Here is a 24,863-nt window from a genome sequence, read left to right as displayed (position 1 = left end):
TGCTGTGCAATCATCTGTGGCCATGGATGCCATTGACGACAAGATATTGCGCGAACTGGTCAAGGACGGCCGGGTGACCAATGCCGAGCTGGCCCAGCGCATCGCCCTCAGCCCTTCGGCCTGCCTGCGCCGGGTGCAGGAGCTGGAGAGGCTGGGCGTCATCAAGGGCTACCGCGCGGTGCTGGACCCGGCGCATCTGGGACTGGGCTTTGTCGCCTATGTGGCCATCGGCCTGTCGCGCCACACGCTGGATGAGCAGCTGAGCTTCGAGCAGGCCATGCGCGACTGCCCGGTCGTGCGCGAATGCCACAACGTGACCGGTGCCTTCGAATACCTGCTGCGCGTCGAGGTGAGCGACCTGCCGGCCTACAAGCGCTTCCATGCCGACGTGCTGGGCGGCCTGCCCCAGGTCAGCATGATCACCAGCTACATCGTCATGGACTCGCCCAAGGATGATCGCGGCTGAATGCCGCAAGCATCGCCGTCCCCTCGGGAGACCGGGCGAGGGGTCACCGTTTCACTTTGCCGTCGCCCGTGAGCATCGACAGCTCGACGAAGCTCGAGCCTGCATGCTTGGTGGGCGAAAAATTCAGGTGGTAGCCGCGTGCGTCGTAGCCGGACAGACCCTCCAGCGCGGCGATCAGGCCTTCGCGGCTCGGACGGCCACCGAGGCGGCGCAAGGCGTCGACGATGACGCGCGCAGCCACATAGCCTTCCATGCTGGTGTAGTTGGGTTCGGCCTTGGCGTCGGCCTTGTGCAAGGCCTGCTGGTAGTCGTTGACGAGGCCGACCGCGGTGCCGAAGGGCGAGGGCATGACCTGGGAGACGACGATGCCGGCGGCGTCCTTGCCCAGCTCGTCGGCCAGGGCCTGGGTGCCGACGAAGGACACGTTGTAGAACTGGCCGAAATAACCCGCCTTGCGCGCCTCGCGGATGAAGGCGGCGCAGCTCTTGTAGGCGCTGATCTGCACGATGGCCTCGGGCTGGGCCGGCACCAGGGTCTTCAGGGCGGCGGCCACGTCCACGCTGTTGCGCTCGACGGTGGCGACGGCCACGGGCTGCAGGCCGCGCTTCTCCAGCGCGCGCTGCACGCCCTTGAGGCCGGCCTGGCCGTAGGCGTCGTTCTGGTGGAAGACGGCGATCTTCTTGAGGTCCAGCTGGGTCAGCTGTTTGACGATGAGTTCGGTCTCGTCGTAGTAGGAGGCGCGGACGTGGAAGACCAGCTTGTTGAAGGGGTCGCGCAGGGCTTCGGCACCGGTGAAGGGGGCGATGAAGGGGATCTTGGCGGCGTTGACCAGGGGCAGGGCGGCCAGAGAGGTCGGCGTGCCGACATAGCCGAACAGCGCGAAGACGTCCTCCTGGATGAACTTCTCGGTGTTGGCCTTGCAGCGCGCGGGGTCGTAGCCGTCGTCCAGCGTCTTCAGCACGATGGGCAGGCCGCCGACGCCGCCGGCGGCGTTCACGCCATCGAAATAGGCCTTGGCGCCCAGCTGCATCTGCAGGCCGAGCTGGGCGGCGGGGCCGGTCAGCGGCACGGACTGGCCGAGCACGATGGCGCGACGTTCCTGGGCGCGGGCGAGGGTGGCCGGCAGCGCGAGACTGGCCAGGGCGAATTGGGCTTTGCGGCGGGTCAGCATGGGCGCGCATGATGCCCCAAGCCGCGGGGGTTCTGTTACATCCATTCGGCGCGCCGAGGCCTCAGGCGTGAATACGCCCCGGCTGAAACAATTCCTAACTTGTGCGTGAGCGGGCGCGGCCGGCACGCTTGTTGGCATACATCGCCTCGTCGGCGTGGCGCATCAGCGCATCCGGCGTGCGGCCGTCGCTGGGGAAATGGGCCAGGCCCAGGCTGCTGCCGACGGCGACCTGCTCGCCGCTGCTCAGCGTGATCGGTTGCATCAGCGCATCCAGCAGCCGGTTCAGCACCGGCTCGGCGTCGGCGGGGGCCGAGGCCGGCGTCAGCAGCACGATGAACTCGTCGCCGCCCAGCCGGGCGACCGTGTCGCTGGCGCGCAGGCCCGCCTGCAGGCGGGCCGCGACGGCCTTGAGCACCTCGTCGCCGGCATCGTGGCCATGGTGGTCGTTGACCTGCTTGAAGCCGTTCAGGTCGAGATAGGCCAGGGCGAAGACATGGCCGCTGCGCTCGGCGCCGGCGATGGCCTGCTTCAAGCGGTCGCCCAGCAGCAGGCGGTTGGGCAGGCCGGTGAGGGCGTCGTGCAGGGCGGCGCGTTCCATGCGCGCCTCATGGGCTTTGCTCTGCGTGATGTCCACCATCATCCACAGCGAGGCGCCGTCGCTGCCCGGCAGCTCGACGCCGGCCAGGTCCACCCAGATCAGGGTGCCGTCATTGCGGCGCATCTGCAGTTGCGTACGGAAGCGGCCGCCAGCCCGCATCTGCGGGTAGGCCATGGCACCGAGGGTCTCGTAGGCGGCGGCGTCGACATAGAGCTGGCGCACCGGGACGCCCAGCAGCTCGCCGTCGCCAAAACCGAACATGCGCTCCAGCGCATGGTTGCGCCAACTGATGCGCCGGTCGTGCAGCTTGGCGATGCCGACGAGGTCGCTTTCCAGCATGGCCTCCTGGTCCAGCGTCAGCTGGTGCAGCTGCTGGCGGATGCGATGGGTCTCGCTGATGTCGAACATCACCGAGCGGCTGCGCAGGTATTCGCCGGTCGGGCCGTAGATGGCGGTGGCCGACAGGCTGACGCGGCGGGTATGGCCGTCACGACCGGTGACATCGAATTCCAGCCCCGACACGCGGCCCTCGCGCTTGAAGCGCGGGAAGGCGGTGTCGAACAGCGCCCGCCCCTCCTCGCTGAAGAAGTCGCGCGGGCTGCGCTTGCCGATCAGCTCGTCGGCGCGCAGGCCCAGCCAGTTCAGGCCCAGGGCATTGATCTGCAGGAAGCGGCCGTTCTCGTCCAGCGCGTAGTAGGCGCAGGGGGCGTTGTCGTAGAGGTCCTGCAGGCTCTGGCGCGCCTCGTCGGCCTGGGCCTGCAGCACTTTGCGTGCCGTGATGTCGGACTCGATGACCATGAAGCCGGTGAGGTCACCGCTGTCGTCGCGCAGGGGCTGGATCTCGATGTCCACCCAATAGTCGCGGCCGTCCCGGGTGCGGTGCATCAGCTCGACCTTGCAGCCCAGGCCGACGTTCATGGCCTCGCGCATGCCGTGCACGGTGTCTTCGTTCGTCAGCTCCGAATGCAGCAGTTCACTGGGGCGCTTGCCCAGGGCCTCGGCGCTGGTGAAGCCGCTCAGGCGCGTGAAGCCGTCGTTGACCCACAGGATGCGGCGCTCGGGGTCGGTGATGAGCACGCCGTTGGTCGTGTGGCTGGCCACCCGCGCCAGTCGGGCGAGGTCGGCCGTCATGTCGCGCGCCATCTGCTCGGCCCGGGCCCGGCCAGCGGCCAGCAGATAGACGGTCACGGCCAGCAGCAGGCTCAGCAGCGCACCGCCCAGTTCCAGACCGACGCCGGACAGGCCGAGCAGCCTGACGGCGGCACCGTGCGTCAGCGCGGTGTCGAGCAGGAACTCGCGCCCGGCCACCGTGAAGGACAGCGCTTCGGCCGAAGGGGCCTCGGCCAGCGAGTACTCGTCCGCCTCTTCGGGCGTCAGGGCCTGCCCCTGGCGGATGGCCAGCAGGGGCTTGAACTCGCCGCTGGTGGCCCGCGCCGACAGCTTCAGGTCCAGCAGCGCCGCCGCCGGCTCCGCCACGCCGTGCAGCAGTTCGTTGGCCACCAGCGGCGCATACAACAGGCCCTGCAGGGCCGCACGGCGCTGGGCCGGCGTGCCCGGGTCATGGCCCTCCCTGTAGACGGGCACCAGCAGCATGAAGCCCGGGCCCTTCAGCGGGTCCTGCACCAGGCGCACCGGCGCCGACAGCGTCGCCTCGCCGCTGTCGATGGCTTTCTCGATGGCCTCGCGGCGCACCGGGTCGGCGCCCGAATCGATGCCCCAGGCCGGGAAGTTGCGCGAGAACGGCGAGATCTGCGTGACGACGTACAGCGTCGGGTCCGTGCCCGTGCCATGCACGCGAAAGCCGGTGGAGCCCTCGCGCTGACGGGCGGCGACGAAGCTGTCGAGATCGCGGCGCGCCACCCTTTCGATGAAGCCGAAGCCGCGCACGCCGGGGAATTCCTTGGGCAGGTCGCGCGACTCGACATAGGCGTCGAAGGCCTCGCGGCTGAACCTGCCTTCCAGCGCCGCCAGCGCGCCACGTGCGCCCTTGAGACCATAGACCGGCATGGTCAGCCGCTTGACGACATCGCCCTGCAGGCGCTCGACCTGGCGCTCCTGCAGGCTGTGCGCCTCGGTGCCGGCACGCTGCTGCTGCCAGATGACGGCGCCGGCGGTCAGGGCGAGACCGAGGGACAGCACCGCAGCGGCCGCTACCCAAGCGGTTGTGCTGACCATTTCTGGCCCGGTGTAGCCGTCTCCAATGCGCAAGCCGTCTCTCTTGTTGTGATGCTGCGCAGTGATTGAAGCATGTCCAGCCCGCGCCGTCAGCCCCATGGCGGAGCCGTCCGCGCACAATGTCCGGCATGAACCTCTTCCTCATCCAGGCCCGCGCCAACCGGCTGGCCAACCGCCGCCTGCTGGCCGCCGTGGCAACGCTGTCCGATGCCGATTTCCAGGCGCCGCGCACCAGCTTCTTTCCCAGCCTCGCGCTGACACTGAACCATGTGCTGAACGTGGATCACTACTACATCGCGGCCCTGCAGGGCGATGCGGCCATGCGCAGCATCTGGGCCAGCTATGTGCCCGCCAGTACGGCGGCCGAACTGGCGGCTCGGCAGGACGAGAGCGACGCCCGGCTGATCGCCTTCTGCGCAGGGCTGACCGCCGGCGACGAGGAACGCATCGTCGCCTTCGACCGCGGCGCCGGTATCGAGAACGGCCCGCGCGAGCCGGTCGGGCGGGTGCTGGCCCATCTCTTCATGCACCAGACCCATCACCGCGGCCAGGCGCATGCGATGCTGGCCGGCACGACGGTGAAGCCGCCGCAGCTGGATGACTTCATCCTGCTCGGCGACAACGTTCACCGCAGCGCCGACATGGCGGCGCTGGGGTGGGTGGAGCCCGTCTGATCAGGGCTTGAGGGTCCCGACCTCGCCGTCGTCAAACTGCTTGCCGACAGCCGCGCCGATCAGCATCTTCACGCCAGCGACGGCGTCACCGTGCTTGTTGTCCCAGTATTGGCCCTGCGTGGGCTGCACGCGGATGACGCTGACGCAGGGGTCGTCCTTGCCCTGCTCGAACCACACGCGGGCCAGCGGCGTCCAGAGCTTGTCGATGAGGGCCTTGTCGTGCAGCACCGCCGCCTGGCCGCTCAGGTGCATGAAGCCGGAATGTTCGCTGGCCTGGAAATACAGCTCCACCTCCGGGTTGGCCTCGATCTCGGCGTTCTTGTGGCTGTGCTTGTCGCTGAGGAACCAGATCGTGCCGTCGTCGTCGATTTCGCGCACACCCATCGGGCGCACGCCGCCATGCGTGACGAGGAAGCAGGTGTCGGCCTTCTTCACGACCTCGCGGATCTTCTCGAGGGCTTCAGCGCCGGAGCGATCGTGGAAGGCATCGGCATCCCGGGCGTGGGTGGGATGCATGTCCTGACTCGAGGGATTCAGGATAGGGGTGGCCATGGGGGACTCCTTGCAAAGCGATGGTCCCCTCAAGATAGGCTGCACCCACGGCGGGCCATGTCAGCCATCACGCCACGCGGCTGTCAGGGCAAACGGCGCGTGGCGCTCACAGCTCCGCCACACCCTTGACCCGCACCGGCATCGCCACCGGCTGAGCCCCCACCTCGACCGCGCGGTCGTGGAAGCGGTCCAGCAGGGCCTGCCACTGCTTCTTCACGGCGACGACATTGGCGTGTTTCACATGGCCATAGCCGCGGATCTTCTCGGGCAAGCGGGCCAGTTCGACGGCGGTGTTGAGGTTGTCGGCCGTCAGTGAGACCAGCACCTCGTCAACCAGCTTCTCGTAGTCGACGATCAGCTGGCGCTCCATGCGCCTCTCCTCGGTCTTGCCGAAGATGTCCAGCGCGCCGCCGCGCAGGCCCTTGAACTTCGCCAGCCACTTGAAGGCGGTGAAGGTCCAGGAGCCGAGCTCGATCTTCTTCGCACGGCCATCGGCGCCGGGCCTGGAGATCAGCGGCGGGGCGAGGTGGAAGGACAGGCGCTCCCAGTTCTCGAACTGGTCCTTCATGGCCTTCTCGAAGCGGCCGTCGGTGTACAGGCGCGCGACCTCGTACTCGTCCTTGATGGCCAGCAGCTTGGCGTAGTAGCGGGCCACGGCCTGGGTCAGGCGCTGGCCCTTGCCGAGGGTGGACTCGGCCGCGCGTACACGCTCGACCAGGGCGCGGTAGCGCTGGGCGTAGGCGGCGTCCTGGTAGTCGGTCAGGAACTGCGCGCGGCGCGCGATGAGGCCATCGGGGCCGTCGAGCTGGTCGAAGTTGAAGAGCTTCACCACATTGACGTCGCCGGCCAGGCGCTGGATGGCGTCGGGTGCGGCGATGGCCAGGCGGCCCAGCGCGAAGGCGGTCTTGTTGGCCTCGGCGGCGACGCCGTTCAGCTCGATGGCGCGCATCAGCGCGGCTTCACTGACAGGGATGAGCCCGCGCTGCCAGCAGGCGCCCAGCATGATGATGTTGCTGGGCAGGGTGTCGCCCATCAGGCGCTGCGAGATGTCCTGCGCATCAATCGTGTCCAGCGCGCCGTGCTCGCCGACTGCGAACTTCATCTTGGCCAGCAGGGAGTCGCCCTGCAACGAGGCGTCCGGGTTGCGCACGAAGCCGGCCGTGGGCAGCTCGTGCGTGTTGGCCAGGATGACGGTGCGGCCGGCCTTGACCGTGCCCAGCGCGTCGGGCGAGGCGCCGACCACCATGTCGCAGGCCAGCAGCACGTCGGCCTGCTGGGTGTCGATGCGCACCTGGTTGAGCAGGTCCAGCGTCGGCGCCACGCGCACGAAGGACAGCACCGCGCCACCCTTCTGCGCAAAGCCCATGAAGTCCAGCACCGAGGCCTGCTTGCCTTCCAGATGGGCGGCCATGGACACCAGCGCGCCCACGGTGACGACGCCGGTGCCGCCAACGCCGGTGACCAGCAGGTCAAACGGTCCCGTCCACTGCCAGGGCGTGGGCGGCTGGATGGCCGCGAGTTCACGCGCCAGATCCTGGGCGGTGTAACTGGCTCCGGCCTTCTTCTTCAGCACCGGGTCGTGCACGGAGACGAAGCTCGGGCAGAAGCCGTTGACGCAGGAAAAGTCTTTGTTGCAGCTCGATTGCTCGATGGCGCGCTTGCGGCCCCAATCGGTCTCGACCGGAACGACCGACAGGCAGTTGCTCGCCACGCCGCAGTCGCCGCAGCCTTCACAGACGGCTTCGTTGATGAAGATGCGCTTGGGCGGATCCGGGAATTCCTTCTTCTTGCGGCGGCGGCGCTTCTCGGCGGCGCAGGTCTGGTCGTAGATCAGCACCGTGACGCCTTCAATCTCGCGCAGTTCGCGCTGCACCGCGTCCAGCTCGCTGCGGTCGTGGAAGGTCGTGCCGGCCGGGAACAGGCCATGATGGCCGTCGTACTTGCCGATCTCGTCGGACACCACCACCAGGCGCTTGACGCCCTCGGCCTCCACCTGGCGCGCGATCTGCGGCACGCTGGTCTGGCCGTCCACCGGCTGGCCGCCGGTCATCGCGACGGCGTCGTTGTAGAGGATCTTGTAGGTGATGTTGGTCTTGGCCGCGATGGCCTGGCGGATGGCCAGATAGCCCGAGTGGTAGTAGGTGCCGTCGCCCAGGTTCTGGAAGACATGCTTCTCGGTCGTGAAGCGGCTATGCGCGGCCCAGTCCACGCCCTCGGCGCCCATCTGGATCAGGCCGGAGGTGCCGCGCTCCATCCAGCTCGCCATGAAGTGGCAGCCGATGCCGGCCAGGGCCCGCGAGCCCTCAGGCAATTTCGTCGACGTGTTGTGCGGGCAGCCCGAGCAGAAATAGGGCTGGCGGCGCACCGCGTCGGCGGCGTTGGACAGCAGCTGGGGCGTCAGGAAGTCGACGACGAGGTGGCGGCGGTCCAGGGCGGGGTTCAGGCGCGCCAGCCAGTCGGCCACCGTGCCCATGATGCGGCTGGGGCGCAGCTCGCCGAGGGCGCTCAGCACCGCGCAGCCATGCTCATCCGTCTTGCCGACGACGCGCGGGCGCTGGAAGTCGGGCAGGTGGTAGAGCAGCTCCTTGATCTGGCGCTCGACGACCGGGCCCTTCTCCTCGATGACCAGCACGTCGGTGAGGTTGGAGCAGAACTCCGTGATGCGCGTCGGCTCCAGCGGGAACACCAGGCCCACCTTGTAGACCCGCACACCGGCCGCGGCCAGCGCGTTGGGGTCCAGGTCGAGGCGGCGCAGCACCTCCATGAAGTCGTAATGCGCCTTGCCCACGGTCACGATGCCCAGCGTGGCGGCGGGGCTGGTGACGATGTGCTTGTCGATGCTGTTGACCTTGGCGAAGGCTTTCACCGCATCCAGCTTGTGCGCCAGGCGCGATTCCAGCTCCAGCGAGGGCAGGTCGACGGAGCGGATGTGCAGGTTGGTGGGCGCGGTGTAGTCGACCTTGTGCTCGAAATCCAGCGGCACGGCGTCCAGGTCCACCGTCATGCCGCTCTCCACGACCTCGGAGATGGCCTTGAAGCCGACCCAGGCGCCCGAGAAGCGGCTCAAGGCCCAGCCATAGAGGCCGAACTCCAGGTACTCGGCCACATTGGCCGGGTGCACGAGGGGCATGCTCCAGGCCTGCAGGGCCTGGTCGCTCTGGTGGGGCGTGCTGCTGGACACGCAGCTATGGTCGTCACCGCAGACCACCAGCACGCCGCCCTGCGTCGATGTGCCATAGACGTTGCCATGCTTGAGCGCATCGCCCGAGCGGTCCACGCCCGGGCCCTTGCCGTACCACATCGCGAACACGCCATCGACGGTGCGCTGCGGGTCCAGGGCCACGCGCTGCACGCCGAGGCAGGCCGTGGCGGCCAGGTCCTCGTTGATGGCGGGCAGGAATTCGATGTGGGCCTTCTCCAGGAACTTCTTGGCCTTCCACAGCTGCTGGTCGACCATGCCCAGCGGCGAGCCGCGGTAGCCGGAAACGAAGCCGGCCGTGTTCAGGCCGGCGCGCTCGTCCTGCTTCTTCTGGGCCAGCAGCAGGCGCACCAGGGCCTGGGTGCCGGTCAGGAAGACGGCGCCGCTGTCGGCTGCGAGGTTGTCGCTGAGCTGGTAAGGGCGCAGGGCGGGGGTGTCGGCCATCGTGTCTCCTTCGGGGCGGGAAATTCTTCCCTCCCGGCGGCGGAAGAACTTGCCTCATTGCCGGGTCGGCGCCAGTCCGATGAGATGATTCTTCTCCAAAGAGGCATTTCATGGAACAAAACCCACTCGACCGCGCCAGCCTGCTGATCCTGGAGGCTCTGCAGACCGATGCGCGGCTGTCGACCCAGGCCCTGGCCGAGCAGGTCGGCCTGTCGGCCACACCGGTGTGGCGGCGCGTCAAGGACATGGAGGACCGCGGCGTCATCCGCGGCCAGGTCGTGCTGGTGGACCGCGAGAAGATCGGCCTGTCCATCCTCGTGCTGGCCCATGTCAGCCTGGTGCGGCACAGCGAAGGCGCGGTCGAGCAGTTCGAGCAGCTCATCGCCACGCGGCGCGAGATCATCGAATGCCATGCCATCACCGGCGAGGCCGATTACGTCATCAAGGTCGTCGCCGCCGACATGAAGGCCTACGACCTTTTCCTGCAGCAGCACATCTTCAAGCTGCCGGGCGTCAGCAGCGTGCGCAGCAACGTGGTGCTGCGGGAGGTCAAGTACGAAACCGCCCTGCCGGTGGGCGCCGGATAGCCTGGCGCACTCAGGGCCGGCGGATCTCGACGATCTGGCCCATCGGGAAGCTGTCGATGCCCACGCGGTTCGAGAAATTGCCGGACAGCACCCAGACGTGGGTGGCGTTGCTGCCCATGTAGAAGCCGACGTGATCGACGACACCTCGCGCTGCCTGGGCCAGGGTGACGACGTCGCCGCTGGCGACCGCCGTCGGCGGCCACGCATCGCCCGCTCGCCACTGCGGCTGGGGAGCGGAGCCGAAGGTGCTGCCTGGCCCGCCGAAGAACTTGGAGCCCGCGTTGCCCGGCGCCGCGGCCTGCCCGAGGTCGACGACCTGATGGCGCTGCAGCACCCAACTCACGAAGGCGGCACACCAGGCGACGTCTTCGGCGCTGACGTTGTCGCCACAGGCTGCGAAATACTCCAGGATGCGCGGGTTGCTGGCGGCGCGCGTTGTCGCCGCCGGGCTCTGTGCCTCGCGCTGCCCCAGTTCACCCAACGCCCAGTCCATCCAGGGCGCGGCTTCGCGGGCAAAGGCCGGCACCGCATTGCCGCTCAGCAGCAGGCTCACGTCGGCTGCGGTGATCTCGTCGAGCTTGCCGCGCGTGTTGGCATCGGTTGCGACGGTGAGGTTGGGCAAGGCTTGGCCTGCCGTGACCTCGCGCTTGTAGCGCCAAAGCACGGCCAACGCGCGCAGATCGTCCGTCACCTTGGGAGGCGGCGGGGCGATGCGGTTCGGGAAGGCCGTCAACCGCATCAGCTCCCAGGACACCTGCGGGCTGCGGACATCCGCGGCCCCCAGCTTCATGCTCGCCGACGGCGAGTTCAGCGAACCCAGCCCCTCGGGCAGTCGCCCGACGAGCTGCTGGAACAGCACCAGCGTCACCTCGTCGGTCGCCGGCAGGCCGAGCTTGGGGCTGACGGTCTCGATGGCCGCCCGCGTGGCCTTGTCCAGCTGGCCGGTGCGCGGCACCTGCAGCACGGCCTGCAGCGCCAGCAGGTCGGCGGCGGTGAGGATCTTCTCGAGCACATTTCGTTCTGGCGCAAAGGACGGGTCGGCGTCGTCCTCGGCCGCGCCAGAGCCTGCCTTCTTGGCCGTTGCGGCGGCGTTGTCGGGTGTGGTCAATGCGTCTTCCCGCGCCTTGGAGCCCGCGGCGCGCAGCTTCACCACCCGGCCCAGCACGTCGAACCAGAAGGGCGCGCCCAGTGCGACGAACAGGGCCGTGCAGGCCAGACCCAGCACCAGCAGCAGCCAGCGCCAGGCGTCCGGGCCGGCGAGCTGCATGCGGGGCAGGCGCAGGGCCGGGTTGCCGTCGAAGCGCCAGTGCTCGCCACACAGGCTGTCGCTCATGCCGCGCTGCGCGGGGGTGTTCAAGGCCGGTGTGCTGGCCGCGCTCGCGCCCGCGGCCACGACGACCACCGGCGGCGCCGACTCCACCTCCACATGGCACAACGACAGGCGCCGGTTGGCATCGCCCCAGCCGAATGGCAGGTTGACGCGCCCGGTCTGGGCGGCCAGCACGCATTGGCGCAGGCTATCGCGGCTGACCGTCGGGTCCTGGCTGCAGCGGATGAAGGCCTCGGGATCGGTCTGGAACAGCCGCTTGAACGACAGCGGCACCGAGGTGTCCGCCAGCCATTCGCGTAGCGCGTCCACGGCCAGCTTCAGCTGCGTGACAGCGCCGTTCAGATTTTCGCGGGCGCTGCTGCCCGCCGCCTGCCGCTTGGCCACCAGGTCCACCAGGCCGGACATGCGGGCAATGCAGTCGTGGATGCTGACCAGCGAGATCTTGTCGCGCGTGGGGTCCTGGGCGGCGTCACCTTGGATCCGGACGGGGCGGCGCAGGATCTGGATCTCGGATTGCAGCGTCGGGATCAGATAGAGCCAGTTGATGGGGTTGCTCAGGAAGACGTTGCTGCTGGGTTGGCGGTCCGGGTTGAGAATTTCCTTCGGCGTGGTGCTGGCCTTCGCGCATTCGCCAACGACCGCGTTGGTGGACTTCCTGTCGCCCATGAGCGCGAAGTTGGTATCGAACTTCGCCACGTCGCCATAGGCCGAGGTGATCAACGTGGCGGCCTGGTCCAGCGCCTTGCCCGCCCGCAGGTCGGGCGCCAGCGCAGCTGGTGGAGTAGCAGGCGCTGCCTCACCCCGCTGCGCGGCCTGCTCCTGCTGGAAGAGCGCGTTCACGTTCTGGGCGAGGGTGGACAGGCTGCGCCGCAGCTCGGGGTCGTTGGCCAGGCGGTCGCTGAGGACGAAGGTGTCGACATTGAGCACCACGGCCAATGCCAGTGCCACCCACAGCGAGCGGTTCTGCGCATAGCGCTGGTACCAGCCGTCAGCCCGTTCGCCCACTGCCTTGAACCAGTCGGCGATGGCTGCCTCGAAGCCCGACCAGTCGGCTTCATAGCCGGGCAGCAGGGCCCGCAACGTGCTCCACACCGATCCGGGCTCGCCCGCGCCCGCAGCCACGGCCGGCGCCTTGTTGCGCACGAAAGCCTCGGGCGTGTAGATCTTGCTCGGATGGCTGTGCTGCGGGTCGTCGTACAGCGCGACCAGCAAGGCGCGCGCGAACAGGTCGGGCGGGATGGCCGACGGCCCCTGGGCTGACCAGAAGCCGGGCGTGGCGACCTTCTTGTTGCCCTCGGACAGCGCGAAGATGCTCGGGTTGGCGAGGATCTTGTCCTTCAGCGAGCCGTCATGGCCCACGGCTTCCTGCAGCATCTTGTGAAGATTGCGAGTGCGGCCGCTGCGCATCTGCCCGAACCACATCTCCTGCACCTTGCTCGCCAGCAGCGCCAGCACCAGGTAGATGAGCAGCAGTCCCAGCACCACATCGAGGATGACGTTGTCCATGCTTTGTCTCGCTGCCGACGTCAGTCGACGTCGTTGAAAAAGAGGTGGTCGCCGATCACGGCGCAGGGCGACTTGCCGGCGGCCCAGGCCGGTGGCTTGCGCAGCGTCACCGCGAAGTAGTGGCGCGCGCCTTGCGTGATGTCCTGCAGCGTGCCCTGCAGCAGTGGGTCGGCCAGGGCCAGCGCCTGCTGGTAGGGCGCGTCCGGCTGGCGCGCCACCGCCAGCATGCGCGGCAGGTTGGGGTCGTTCTTGAGCCAGCAGCTGAACTGCCAGGGATCCAGGCACACCTCGCGGGCCGACTGCCGCCGGCGATAGTGGCTGTGCCAGCGGTTGGCGATGACGCTGGCCACGGCGCGCATGCCGCGTTCGCCCTGGTTGCGTGCCTCGCCCCACAGCGTGCAGGCCACGACCTCGCGGTCGCTCAGGGTGGTGGACGAGACCGTGGGTGCGGAGCCAGCGCGCGTCACGCCCGCCACTGCGGCCAGGTTCGAAGGCCGGGCGGGTACGATGGCCGGCATTTCCACATCCGCAAGCTGCCCGCCGCGCAGCCAGGGGCGTACGCGGAATGCTTCCAGCACTGGCGCAATCGGCCCGTAGATTGCATTGGGCTCGCCACTGCCCACACCATCGATGCCGGCCAGGTGCATGCCCAGCAGCCGGTCGGATGTGTCCCACACCGCGGCGCCGCTGTCGCCCGAGCGCGAGCTGCAGCAGTAGCCGATGGCGCGATCCAGGAAATAGTCCGCCACGCCGGGCGTGACGCCCGGCAGGTCTACCGGACCGCTCCAGTACACCTTCAGCTGCCCCGGAAAGTCCCCGCGATGGCTGCGCATGGAGACGGCCTGATCGGCCAGTGCCCGGCCGGCCAGCCCGCTGGGCAGGAGTCCGCCATCGGTCTGCAGCGCCAGCAGCGTCTGTGGATCGAGGGACAGCAGCGCCGCGTCCACCGCCGAATGCTCCGTGCCCGCCTGCGGCGCCGGCCGCCAGTCCACGACCGAGCAGCGCCCCGTCGCGCTGGCATGCGACAGGTCCACTTCGTCGCCGAAACCGCGCAGCAGGTCCGGCACCGCCACATGGGCGCAGGTCAACAGATAGCTGCGGCCGCCATCCTGGGCGCGCAGCAGCGCCGTGGCACTGCCCACCAGCGCCGGGCGCGCCCGGGGCCGCAATTCCGGTGCGGATTGCAGGCAGGCCCGCGGCGCGCGCACGCGCACCAGCGGCAGCGCCTCAGCCGTGCCGGGCAATGTCCAGCGCGCCGGCAGTGCCGATAGCGGTACGCCGTCGCGCACGGCGACATGCAGCCGGGGCAGGGCATGGCCGGGGCCGGGCAGCGTCAGCCACAAGGCGTTCAGGGCTTCGGAGACAGCCCAGTCGGGGCCGCCGCCGCGGCCGGCCAGGCAATGGCCCAGGCGCTTGAACTCCTGCCAGGGCGACAGGCCGCGGGCCGCAGAGTGGGGAATGGGCAAAGTCATATGACTCGCTTCCTCAGGACTTCGCCAGGGGCGTCGTCGTCGTGCCGTCGCTGGCCGGCTTCGCCGGAACCGCCGTCTTGGCCGGCAGCTTCTTCATGCGGGCCAGCGTGGAGTCCGCGCAGGGCAGGCCCTCGGCCGCGTCCACCACCTGCCGGGTGCGCAGCAGTTGCTCGTTCAGCAGCGACTGCGCCTCTGCCCAAGCCACAGTCAGTGGCGCACCCGCCTTGGCCAGGAAATCGCCGAGCGCATTGATGCTGAGCACGCTCAAGCCCGCGGCGAAGTCGCCGGCAGTCAGCGTTGCCATCACCGGGGCGGCATCCTCGCCCCCCTGCAGTTGTGCCAGCTTGCTGCTGGAGTCCAGTAGCGCCTTGCCGACCTTCAGCGGGTCGAATGCCGTCAGGGGGGGGCGCTTCTCCGCCAGTGCCTGGATCATCAGCGCCTCGATCTGGTCGCCGTCCTGGCTCAGTGAAACGACGGCACGCCGGATGTCGCGGCGCAGGTCGCGCAACGCCTGCAGAGTCGAGCGAGCCACCTGCGCCTGCTGGTCGAGCTTCTGCAGCACGGCCTTGCTGTCGTCCTTGCCCGGCGATGCCGCGGCGGTCTTCTCGCGTTCCAGCGCGCCGGCCGGCCCTGCGCCCGGACCCTTGCCCTTGAGCACCAGTGTCGTGCGTAGCAGCTGGAACCAGCTCAGGCGCTCGTCCAGCCGCTTGAGCACTCGATCGATTTCGGCAACCTCGCCCTGGCGATACAGCCATTGGCCGTGCCAAACGAGGGAGCACTGCATCTGCCCCGCTGCGCCGATATAGATCTTGTCGCGTTCCGGGATTCCGGCGCCCAGCATGCCGTAGACGGCCGAGCCTACGACGGCCGGCAGCAGCAGGGCGCGATTGGGCGCGCCGCGCAACTTCTCGTGCACCGCCGCGGCGCCGATCGGGAACATCAACGTGCTGTAGGCCGACTGCAGGTTCACCACCTCGCGGGCGCCGCCGAGCATGTCGCGGCGCCGCGTCTCCTGCCGGTCCCACACGGCACCCATGCCGAAGGCGAAGCAGGCGGGGTCGAGCCGGGAGTCGTCCTCGAGGCAGGGCGCGGTGGCGACGGACATGCCCGACGCCGCGCTGGCCGCCGCCGAGGCATGCCAGGTAGACAGCAACCCTTGGCCGTCGACCGCAGGCGTCGGCTGCAGCAGCGTGCAGGCGCCCAGCGCTGCGACCATTGACACCGCCGCCGCGATCGGTGTCCAACGCACCCGCCTGCAAGCCTGCATGGTGATTCCCCTGGTGAGATGTCGGCCGATGATGGTCAGGCGGATGTCGGCACACATCACCAGAACTGATGAGTGCCGGCCTGTCCGACGGCAAGACCCGGCCCCAGCGGTCGAGCTGAGTGCGTCTTGGCGGTTGCGTGCCGGTATGACTACAGTCGGCTCGTTGTCACCCGCCGCCTGCAATGGATTCCTTCTTCGCCCAGCTTTCCGACTCCGTCACCTCTGCGCGCACCCTCGAAGACCTGACCCGGCCGCTGCTGGAGCTGCTGGAGGCTGTGACCGGCCTGGAGTCCACCTATCTGACGACCGTCGACCTCGCCGAGGGCCTGCAGCATGTCGTCTATGCGCGCAACTCCAGGAACCTGCAAATTCCCGAAGGCCTGTCCGTGCCCTGGGGCGACACCCTGTGCAAGCGCGCCCTGGACGAGAACCGGCCCTATTCCGACGACGTGGCCGGCGTCTGGGGCGACTCCGGCGCGGCGCGCGACCTCGGCATCCAGACGTATGTGAGCACGCCGGTGCGCACAGACGATGGCGCCCTCTACGGCACGCTGTGCGCGGCCAGCTCGCAGCGCCTGCCGATGGCGCCCATGGCCGAGCAGGCGCTGCGCCTGTTCGCCCGACTCATCGAGCAGCATGTGGAGCGTGAGCGCCTCGTCGAGAAGCTGCAGCGGGCCAATGCCGATCTCAAGACCCAGGCCCTGACCGATGCACTGACCGGCCTGCCGAACCGCCGCGCGCTGATGCTGGAGCTGACCCGGCTGCGCGCCCTGGCCCAGCGCACCGCCAGCTGGCTGCTGGCCGGCGCCATCGACCTGGACGGCTTCAAGCAGATCAACGACACCCGCGGCCACGACGCCGGCGACGAGTTCCTGCGCGCGGTGGCCGCCGGGCTGCAGGCGGCCCTGCGCGGTGGCGATGTATTGGCCCGCATGGGCGGCGACGAGTTCGTCGTCATCGGCCTGGGGCCCAAGCTGGGCGAGGATGGTGCCGCGGCGGCGCGCCTGCTGCAGCAGCGGCTGGCCATGGCCACCGTGGGCCGGCATGTGGCGGGCGGCACGCCCATCGACTATGCCGGCGCCAGTGTCGGCGTGGCCTGCCTGGACCCCAACCAGGTCGACAGCGAACAGGTGCTGAGGGAATCCGACGCGGCGATGTACCGCGTCAAGCTGACGCGGCGCCAGCAGGGCTGAGGGCCTCCAGCGCGGCAGCGAAATCCAGCCGGTGCAGCGCGCGGCTCAGCCGCTCGAAGCCCGCCTCGCCGCAGGCCGCGCGCAGCGCCGGCGCGAGGGGCTTGAACTGATCCAGTGCAGCCAGATCCTGGGCCTGCAAGGCCTGCTTCAATCGCGCCAGCGCCTGAGCGTCCAGTGGCGCGCTGGCGGTCGGCGCGGTCGCGGGCCGGCGGCCTTGCAGCCAGGGCCGGGCCTGCGCCGCCAGCGCTGCCAGGCGCTGCGCCACCTCGGCCAGTTCGGCACTGAAGTCCTCGCCGGCGCGGGCCCGGATCTCGCCGCGCTGGGCGGCCTTGCCGAGGGCGCGGGCGGCCAGCAGGCCGGCACTGCCGCCGAGCTTGTGCAGCCGGGCCGCCGCCTGGGTGGCCTCCATCGCCGGCTGCGTCATCAGGTCGGCGAACTCGTCCAGCAGGCGCTCCAGCAGCCGCGCGTAGAAGTCCACATCGCCCTGCATGCGCTGGCTGGCCTCGTCGCTGTCGATGCCGTCCAGCGCCGGCCAGGCCTGATCGGTCGGCGCCTCGGCGGTGCGCGCGGCGACGGGCAGGCGCCGGCCCTGGGCGGCTTCGACCTGCTCGCGCAGCAGCTGCACGAGGCCGGCCGGGTCGAAGGGCTTGCTGATGAAACCGTTCATGCCAGCGTCCAGCGCGCGGTGGCGCTCGCTGAGCAGGGCGCCGGCGGTCAGCGCGAGGATGGGCAACTGCCGCAGGCCCAACTCGGTGCGGATGCTGCGCGCCGCGGCCAGGCCATCGAGCACCGGCATCTGCACATCCATCAGCACGGCATCGAAACCGGTGGGTGCGGCGCGCAGCTGCGCGACGGCGACGGCACCGTCCTGGGCCAGGGTGACGATGGCCCCTTCCTGCTCCAGGATGCGCCGAACCACCTCGAGGTTGATGGGGCTGTCGTCGGCCACCAGCACGCGTACGCCGGGCAGGCGCAGCACGGCCGAGGCGCCGTCGACGCCGTAAAGCAGGGGCTGGGCCGCATCGTGCCCGGCCAGGGCGGCCTGCACCGCATCGAAGAGGGCCGACACATCGGCCGGCAGGCGCAGCTGGCCCACGCCGGCGCTGCGGCTCATCAGCACGCAGGGCCGCGTGGCCAGGCGGGCCTGCAGGACCTGCCGCTCGGCCTCGGCCACGGGCTGCAGCAGGCGGTGGTCGAGCAGCACCAGATCGGGCGCCTTGAGCTCCAGGCCGCGGGACAGCGCCTCAGCACTGCCCAGGGTGTCCACCTGCCAGCCGAGGTCGGTGCACAGGCGTTGCAGGGCATCGCGCTGGGTGGCGTCGTCGCTTGCCAGCAGCAGGCTCAGGGGCCGCGCGGCCGGCGCCAGGCCCTGCGCGGGTTCGAACGGCAGGCGCACGACGAAGCGCGTGCCGGCGCCCGGGCTGCTGCTGACGCCGACCTGGCCGCCCATCAGCTCGCACAGCTGCCTGACGATGGACAGGCCCAGGCCGGTGCCGCCGTAGCGGCGCGAGGTGGAGCTGTCGGCCTGGGTGAAGGGCGTGAAGATGCGCGACAGCGCTTCGGCCGGAATGCCGATGCCGCTGTCCTGCACGGCGATCTCCAGCTGCAGCGGGCGGGCCTGCGCATCGGCGCAGCGCAGTTGCAGGGCCACCTCGCCCTCGGCGGTGAACTTGACGGCGTTGGAGACGAGGTTGCTGACGATCTGCCGCAGCCGCGCCGCGTCGCCCTGCAGCAGGGGCGGCACTCGGGTGTCCAGGTCCAGCGTCAGCGCCACACCCTTGGCTTGCGCCTGCGGCTGGAACAGGCTGGCGATGTCGCGCAGCAGGGCACGCGGGTCGAAGGGCATGGTCTCCAGCACCATCTCGCCGGCCTCGATCTTGGACAGGTCCAGCACCGCGTTGATGACGTCCAGCAGCGAGCGGCTGGCGCTGTTCATCTTGGCCAGCAGGTCGCGCTGGGCCGCGTCCAGCGGGGTGCGCTCGAGCAGGAAGGACAGGCCCATGACAGCGTTCATCGGCGTGCGGATCTCATGGCTCATATTGGCCAGGAAATCGCTCTTGGCGGCGCTGGCGGCATCGGCGGCCAGCAGCGCGCGGCGCAGCTTGTCGGCGGCGGCCCGGCTGTCGGTGACGTCCTGCACCGCACCGACCAGCCGCACGACGCGGCCCGCCTCGCTTTCGGCGGCACCGACGGAATGCAGCCAGCGCAACTGGCCGTCCGGTGCCCGCAGCTCCAGCTCCAGGTCCCAGCCCTCGCCGCTGCGCGCCGCGGTGCCCATGGCCTCGCGCAGCTTCTGCCCGGACTCGGGCATGAGGCCGCGCAGCACCGCCTCGGCGTCGAGCCCGGCGTCCGGCGGCAGGTGGTGGATGGCATGCGCCTGGGCCGTCCAGCTCAGCCGGCCGCTGGCCAGATCCAGCTCCCAGCCGCCGACACCAGCCATCTGACCGGCGCGCTCCAGGAAGGCCTCGTTGCGTTCGAGCTGGCGGTTGGACTCGCGCAGGGCCGTGTCGCGCTGCTGCAGGGCGGCCGTCATGGCGTCCAGAGCCTGTGACAGCTGGCCGAGTTCGTCCCTGCTCGTCAGGCTGCTGCGGGCGGCCAAGTCCCCGCCCTCGACGGCCTTGGCCACGCTGCGCAGCCTGTCGATGGGCGCCAGCACCCGGCGCAGCAGCAGGCCGGCCAGCACCAGGGTCAAGGTCAGCAGCGTGGTCTGGGTGGCGACGGCCAGCCAGCGCTGGTGCACGGCGTCGCGGCGCCGCGACTCGACGAGGTTGCGCGACAGCTCGAAGGCGCCGTCGCTGACGCGGCGCGTCTCGTTGACGAGCTGGTCGGTCAGCATCTCGCGACGGGCCACGCCGTCGGCATCGGAGGCCGGGATCTGCGAGGCCTGTCGCAGGGTGGCGAAGATCTGCGGCAGGCCGCGGGCGGTGTCCTGCAGGTCCCCCACCTGTTCCGCGCTGGCCGCATCGGCGGCGGCGTAGTCGGCCAGGGCACCGCTCAGGCGCTTGTGCAGCAGGTTCCACTGCCGGGCGGCGCGTTCGCTGCGGTAGAGGCCGTAGTCCTGGGTCAGCACCAGCAGGCCGGCGGCGTCGCGGGCGATGACCTCGACCGTCGTGCGCTGGGCATCGTTGCGTTCGGAGGCCTCGCGCTCGATGGCGATGGTGGTCAGCCGCGCGCCGACCACCAGCATCGCGGCGATCACGCAGGTCATCAGGGCCGGGCGCAGACGCATGGCGGCTTATTTGACGATGGTCATGGCGCGGGGATCGAGGGCGCGTAACGGCTCCACTCGCATCAGCTCCAGATAGTCAGGTACGGCTCGGCTCTCCACCAGGCCCTCGCGCACGGCCCAGCGCGACTCGGCCTCCAGCGTCGACAGCAGGGTCTGGTCCAGGCTGAGGCGGAATTCATAACCGTCGAGCTGGGCGGCGGCATGGCGGGCGTCGAGCTTCCAGCGCGCGCCGAGCAGTTCGTGGGCGCGGCCCGGCTGGCCGTTGAGCAGGGCCACGCCGCGCTGTGCGGCCTTGAGCAGGCGCAGCAGCGTGTCCTGGCTGAGGCCGGGCTGGGCGACGAGGTTGACCATGACGGTATAGGGCCGCAGCGTGGGCAGCTGCACGCCCTTGGCCCCGAGTTGCTCCAGGGCCTGGGGGCCGGTGGGGCGGTACAGGCCGGCCGCATCGACCTCGCCGCGCAGCAGCGGCTCGGCACCGCGGATGGGGTCGATGAAGACAAGGTTGACCGAGTCGCGCGGCACGCCGTTGACGAGCAGGAAGACATTGGTGAAGTAATGGGCGCTGGTGCCGCGCACGACGCCGATGCGCTTGCCAGCCAGATCGGCCGGCTTGGCGATGCCGCGGTCGGTGCGTGCCACCAGGGCCGTGTCCCGCGAAGAGGAGCCGAAGGTGGCGATGATGTCGAAGCGGTGGCCGGCGTGCAGGGCGAAGACCATGGGCGTGTCGGCCACGGTCGCGACCTGGGCCTCGCCGTCGGTCAGGTGCTTGAGGCAGCGCCGGCCGTTGATGCAGCCGATGACCTGCACCTCCAGGCCCTCGGCCGCGAAGAAGCCTTCCTGGGCGGCGAGCTGCAGGGGCGCGAACAGCGTCGAATCGCCGATGGCCATGACCAGTGGGGCGCTGTGGGCGGCCATGGCGACCAGGCCCGTCAGCAGGCCGGCGGCCCAGTGGCCGAGCCGGGATAGGGAGCGAGAAGTCAGCAGCATGTCGGGGCCCTGTCTGGCGACGCGTGATCATCGCCGCGAAGCAGCGGCCCGCGCTCAGGCACCGGCATGCGCCTCGCTGGCTTCGCCCACGCGGTTGCGGCCCGCGGCCTTGGCGGCGTAGAGGCTGCGGTCGGCGGCCTCGACCAGGGATTCGCCGCGGGTGCGCACGACGTCGGCATCCTCGTCGGGCCGTGCCGCGGCCCAGCCGACCGAGACGCTGACGAGGCCGCTCGGCCCGCCGTCGGCATGCGGCAGGGCCAGGGCGGCGATGGCGTCGACGATGCGCTGGGCCATGGAGCGGGCGCCGGCCGCGTCGGTCTGCGGCAGCAGCGCGGCGAATTCCTCGCCGCCATAGCGCGCCGCCAGATCGGCCGAGCGGCGTATGCAGGCCCGGATGGCGGCGGCGATCTCGCGCAGGCAGGCGTCTCCGGCGACATGGCCGTAGCGGTCGTTGTAGCGCTTGAAGTGGTCGACGTCGATGAGCAGCAGGGCGACGCTCCCGTGACTGCGGCGGGCGCGCTCGCATTCGAGGTGCAGGTCCTGGTCGAAGCGGCGGCGGTTGGCCAGGCCGGTCAGGCCGTCGGCCAGGGCCGAGGTGCGCCGCGCATCGCCCAGGGCCTTGAGGCGCAGCTGGGTGCGGGCGCGAGCGACGACGACCTCGGCCACCGGTGGCTTGCGGATGAAGTCGGCCGCGCCAGCGGCGAAGCCGGCCACTTCGACGGCCACCTCGGTGTGGCCGGTGATGATGATGACGGGCACGTCGGCCAGGCGTGCGTCGGCGTGCAGGGCGGTGCAGACCTCGAAGCCGGACAGCCCCGGCATCTCGGCGTCGACGAGGATGAGATCGGGCGGACTTTCGCGGGCCAGGCGCAGCGCATCCTCGCCGGACAGGGCGAAGCGCACCTCGCCCAGGCCGTTGAGCATGCGGGCCAGCACTTGCACGCTGGCGGCGTCGTCGTCGACGAGGAGGATGCTGTGGCGCGTACCCAGCTCGGCCGGCCAGCTGTCGGGCGCGGGCAGCTTCATGTGGCGAAGGGCGGCTCGTGGCCGTCAGCGGTGGCGGCGCAGATGTAGACGCTGGCAGGGCCGGCGCAGGCGGCTGCCAGGGCGGCGTCGGCTGCCAAGGCCGGGTCGCCGTCGCCGGCCAGCAGGCCTATGCCTATGGCCAGGCCCAGCTCGCTTTCGCTGGCCAAGGCCTGCTGCAGCCGCTGTGCCAGGGCGGCTGCGCCGGCGGCCGTGGTGTCGGGCAGCAGCAGGGCGAAGACATTCTCGCCATGGCGGGCGACCAGGTCGGCCGGACGCCGCAGGGCCTGCTGGGCCAGGCCGGCGACGTGACGCAGCGCGTTGTCGGCGGCGCCGCGGCCGTGTCGCTCCAGATAGGCGGCCAGGCCTTGCAGGCTGGCCAGCAGCAGGGCCAGGGGCTGACCGCTGCGACGGGCGCGGCGGCATTCCAGTTCCAGTTCCTCGTCGAACTGGGCGCGTTCCACCAGGCCGGTCAGGGCATCGCGGCGGGACAGGCGCACCAGGTGCTGGGCGGTGCGGTGCAGGCGCAATTGCATGGCGACGCGGGCGCGCAGGGCCGGGCCGGCGACGGGCTTGGCGACGAAGTCGGCCGCGCCGAGCTCGAAGACGACCGCTTCGACGCGGGCGTCGGTGTGCTGGGTGACGAAGATCACGGGCACCTCGGCCAGCAGCGGATCGGCCTTGAGGCGGCGGCAGACCTCGAAGCCGTCCATGACCGGCATCTCGGCGTCCAGCAGCACCAGCTCCGGCTGCCAGGTCTGGGCGATGGCCAGGGCCTGGACGCCGTCCATCGCGAAGCGCAACTGGGTGTAGCCCGACAGCAGCCGGCCCAGCATCTGGATCATGCCCGGGTCGTCATCGACGAGCAGCACGCGGGCATCCGCCAGGGCCGGCAGCAGGCTGTCCACCCGGCTGGCCAATGGGCTGGGGGCGGCGGGACGGATGGAGCTGGGAATGGCCAATGGCATGACGCGACCCATTGTGAGGCCGCGCGGTGACGGCGGGCTAGTCTTGGGTGTCTGTGGGCTGGCAGGCCGCCAGCAGGATCTCGAAGCGGCAGCCGCGGCCGACTTGGCTGTGCACTTCCAGGCGGCCACCCATGGCCTGGACGAGGTCGCGCGTCAGTGTCAGCCCCAGGCCCGTGCCCGGGATGCTGCCGCCGGCGCGGCCGAGGCGGTTATAGGGTTCGAAGAGGTGGGCGAGCTGGTCTTCGCTGAGGCCGCAGCCATGGTCCTGGACGGCCAGGGCCACCTCCTTGCCGCGGGCCTCGACCTCGACCTCGATGCATCTGCCGTCGCCGGCGTACTTGATGGCGTTGGACAGCAGGTTGTCCAGGCATTGGCGCAGGCGCCGGGCGTCGGCCCGCACGCGCAGCGGGGGCGTCGGCGGCGGGGTGTCGAGCTGCATGCCGACGGCGGCGGCCTGGGCGGCCGCGGGCTCGCAGGCCTGCTCGACCAGGGCCTTGAGCTCGACGTCCCGCAGCTCGACGTGGAACTGGCCCGACTCCATGCGCGCAACGTCGGTGACATCGGCCAGCAGGCCGGAGAGGCGGCCGACGGCGTCGAGGATATGGGCCAGCTTGTCGACCTGGCTCGCGCTCATGCGCTCGGCCTGCATCAGCTGGGCAAAGCCTTTGATGACATTGACGGGGTTGCCGATCTCGTGGGCGATGTAGGAGAGCATGGACGCGGTCGCGCGGCGCGCGGCGGCGGCCTCGGTCTGGCGGCGGGCCGTGGCCAGGGCCTGGTCGCGCTCGCGGGTGTCGCGCAGCACGTGCAGCGTCAGCGCGTCGGCGCCCAGGCCTTCGGTCGAGGTGCTGACCTCGACGGGGATGCGCTGGCCGCTGGAAAGGCGCACGCAGTCGTGGCCGTCGGCGTCGCTGACCAGCAGCTCGGCCAGCCGGGCGCGATCCAGCGCCTCGGCCGTCAGGCCGAGCAGGGTGCAGGCGGCCGCGTTGGCCATGACGATGCGGCCCTGGGTGTCGGCCACGACGATGGCGTCCTTGCAGGCCTCGACGACGGCGGCGACACGGCCGTCGCTGATCTGGCGGTGGCGGTGGTCGACCTGGTCGAGATAGCGCTCCAGCGAGCGCTTGCGGTCGACGAGGCGGCGCACGCGGGCGCACAGCACCGGCGCGCTGAAGGGCTTGCGCACGAAGTCGTCGCCGCCCAGGGCCAGGGCGCGGGCCTCGTGGCCGATGGTGCTGGAGCTGGTCAGGAACATGATGGGCACCTGGCCGAATTCGGGGTCGGCGCGCAGCTGCTTGCAGACGCGAAAGCCGTCGCTGTCGGGCAGGTCGACGTCCAGCAGGATGAGGTCGGGCCTGAGCTCGCCGACCAGGGTCAGGGCCTGGGCGCCGTTCAGCGCGAAATGGCATTCGCCGACGTCGGCCAACAGGCTGCGCACGAGCTGGATGCTGGTCGCGTCGTCGTCGATGATGAGGATGCGGGTGCGGCCCGGGCCACTGGCCTCGGGCCGGTCGGGCCGCTCGTTGGCGGCCGCGCGCAGCTGGGTGCGCAGCCGCGCCAGCACCTGCACGTCGTCGAAGGGCTTGTGCAGGAAGTCATTGGCGCCGAGTTGCAGGGCCTCGGCCTCGGTGCCGGGGTCGGCATGCGAGGTCGCGAAGATGATGGGCAGGTCGGCGAGGCCGGGCGTGGCGCGCAGGCGGCGGCAGACCTCGAAGCCACCCAGGCCGGGCAGGTCGACGTCGAGCAGCACGAGGTCAGGACGGTGCAGCTCGGCCAGGCGCAGGGCGTCCTCGCCATTGGTGGCGAAGCTGACCTGGGCGAAGCCCTTGAGCAGCTGGCCCAGGTATTCGATGACGGCCACGTCGTCGTCGACGACGAGGAGGTGGATGAGGCAGGCGCGCTCGGCGGGCGTGCGGGCCGTGGCGGCGGCGGGGCGCCAGATGGCACGGGGACTGGGGCGCGCGGGTGCGAGCCTGGGACCCGTCGTGGTGGCGTTCATCATGTTCTCTCCCTGAGAAGCGC

16 protein-coding genes are annotated in these 24,863 nt (G+C 70.2%); 4 read left to right on the top strand and 12 right to left on the bottom strand.

The annotated features are described in order from the left end of the window. Positions 1 to 22 precede the first annotated feature (22 nt). Entirely contained in the window at positions 23 to 466 is a 444-nt protein-coding gene (locus J2X20_RS09485; protein WP_310263738.1) for an Lrp/AsnC family transcriptional regulator, read from the top strand. A 43-nt stretch (positions 467 to 509) separates the two neighbouring features. Here the strand turns inward: J2X20_RS09485 and J2X20_RS09480 are convergent, their stop codons facing one another. Continuing rightward, positions 510 to 1,637, bottom strand: a complete 1,128-nt coding sequence (locus J2X20_RS09480) for an ABC transporter substrate-binding protein (RefSeq protein WP_310263736.1) — start codon at positions 1,635 to 1,637, stop codon at positions 510 to 512. 94 nt (positions 1,638 to 1,731) lie between these two features. Further along, the gene (locus tag J2X20_RS09475) at positions 1,732 to 4,443 is read right to left on the bottom strand and encodes a sensor domain-containing diguanylate cyclase (protein WP_310263735.1); all 2,712 of its coding nucleotides are present in this window, start codon (positions 4,441 to 4,443) and stop codon (positions 1,732 to 1,734) included. 95 nt (positions 4,444 to 4,538) lie between these two features. Between J2X20_RS09475 and J2X20_RS09470 the strand changes: the two genes are divergently transcribed. Continuing rightward, positions 4,539 to 5,084 (top strand): DinB family protein, encoded by a 546-nt coding sequence (locus tag J2X20_RS09470; protein WP_310263733.1) that lies wholly within the window; start codon positions 4,539 to 4,541, stop codon positions 5,082 to 5,084. On the opposite strand, the gene J2X20_RS09465 is transcribed toward J2X20_RS09470, so the two are convergent. Both J2X20_RS09465 and J2X20_RS09460 read right to left on the bottom strand, forming a co-directional pair. Next, positions 5,085 to 5,636 carry a pyridoxamine 5'-phosphate oxidase family protein gene (locus J2X20_RS09465; protein ID WP_310263731.1) on the bottom strand — a complete coding sequence of 184 codons (552 nt, stop codon included), beginning with the start codon at positions 5,634 to 5,636 and terminating at the stop codon, positions 5,085 to 5,087. Positions 5,637 to 5,742: 106 nt separating this feature from the next. Next, on the bottom strand, positions 5,743 to 9,279 hold the full coding sequence (locus J2X20_RS09460) for an indolepyruvate ferredoxin oxidoreductase family protein (protein ID WP_310263729.1): 3,537 nt from the start codon (positions 9,277 to 9,279) through the stop codon (positions 5,743 to 5,745). A gap of 110 nt (positions 9,280 to 9,389) precedes the next feature. On the opposite strand from J2X20_RS09460, the gene J2X20_RS09455 reads away from it, so the two are divergent. Then, positions 9,390 to 9,866 (top strand): Lrp/AsnC family transcriptional regulator, encoded by a 477-nt coding sequence (locus J2X20_RS09455; RefSeq protein ID WP_310263727.1) that lies wholly within the window; start codon positions 9,390 to 9,392, stop codon positions 9,864 to 9,866. 10 nt (positions 9,867 to 9,876) lie between these two features. Here J2X20_RS09455 and J2X20_RS09450 read toward each other — a convergent pair whose 3' ends face one another. From J2X20_RS09450 to J2X20_RS09440, 3 genes are read right to left on the bottom strand one after another with little or no spacing between them, the layout of a single operon-like run. Beyond that, positions 9,877 to 12,702, bottom strand: a complete 2,826-nt coding sequence (locus J2X20_RS09450) for a C40 family peptidase (protein WP_310263724.1) — start codon at positions 12,700 to 12,702, stop codon at positions 9,877 to 9,879. A gap of 20 nt (positions 12,703 to 12,722) precedes the next feature. Beyond that, complete coding sequence (locus tag J2X20_RS09445) at positions 12,723 to 14,174, bottom strand: cell wall hydrolase (protein WP_310263723.1); 1,452 nt, start codon at positions 14,172 to 14,174, stop codon at positions 12,723 to 12,725. A gap of 13 nt (positions 14,175 to 14,187) precedes the next feature. Next, entirely contained in the window at positions 14,188 to 15,498 is a 1,311-nt protein-coding gene (locus tag J2X20_RS09440; RefSeq protein ID WP_310263722.1) for a hypothetical protein, read from the bottom strand. 125 nt (positions 15,499 to 15,623) lie between these two features. On the opposite strand from J2X20_RS09440, the gene J2X20_RS09435 reads away from it, so the two are divergent. Then, positions 15,624 to 16,634, top strand: coding sequence for a sensor domain-containing diguanylate cyclase (locus J2X20_RS09435; RefSeq protein ID WP_310263719.1), 1,011 nt, complete (start codon positions 15,624 to 15,626; stop codon positions 16,632 to 16,634). On the opposite strand, the gene J2X20_RS09430 is transcribed toward J2X20_RS09435, so the two are convergent. Genes J2X20_RS09430 through J2X20_RS09410 form a run of 5 tightly spaced genes read right to left on the bottom strand, consistent with a single transcriptional unit; the run spans position 16,606 to position 24,843 of the window. Next, the gene (locus tag J2X20_RS09430) at positions 16,606 to 19,863 is read right to left on the bottom strand and encodes an ATP-binding protein (RefSeq protein ID WP_310263717.1); all 3,258 of its coding nucleotides are present in this window, start codon (positions 19,861 to 19,863) and stop codon (positions 16,606 to 16,608) included. The genes J2X20_RS09435 and J2X20_RS09430 overlap by 29 nt on opposite strands. A 6-nt stretch (positions 19,864 to 19,869) precedes the next feature. Further along, positions 19,870 to 20,850, bottom strand: a complete 981-nt coding sequence (locus tag J2X20_RS09425; RefSeq protein WP_310263714.1) for an ABC transporter substrate-binding protein — start codon at positions 20,848 to 20,850, stop codon at positions 19,870 to 19,872. A gap of 54 nt (positions 20,851 to 20,904) precedes the next feature. Beyond that, positions 20,905 to 21,876, bottom strand: a complete 972-nt coding sequence (locus J2X20_RS09420; RefSeq protein ID WP_310263711.1) for a diguanylate cyclase domain-containing protein — start codon at positions 21,874 to 21,876, stop codon at positions 20,905 to 20,907. Beyond that, positions 21,873 to 22,841 carry a GGDEF domain-containing response regulator gene (locus J2X20_RS09415; RefSeq protein ID WP_310263708.1) on the bottom strand — a complete coding sequence of 323 codons (969 nt, stop codon included), beginning with the start codon at positions 22,839 to 22,841 and terminating at the stop codon, positions 21,873 to 21,875. The genes J2X20_RS09420 and J2X20_RS09415 overlap by 4 nt, the downstream gene beginning before the upstream one ends. Before the next feature lie 37 nt (positions 22,842 to 22,878). Next, positions 22,879 to 24,843: an ATP-binding response regulator gene (locus tag J2X20_RS09410; protein WP_310263705.1), complete on the bottom strand. Its 1,965-nt coding sequence runs from the start codon at positions 24,841 to 24,843 to the stop codon at positions 22,879 to 22,881. Positions 24,844 to 24,863 lie beyond the last annotated feature (20 nt).

The sequence above is a fragment of the Roseateles saccharophilus genome (assembly GCF_031458095.1).
Classification (GTDB): Bacteria; Pseudomonadota; Gammaproteobacteria; order Burkholderiales; family Burkholderiaceae_C; genus Pelomonas; species Pelomonas saccharophila_A.
This window is presented reverse-complemented; position numbering and strand designations above follow the sequence as displayed.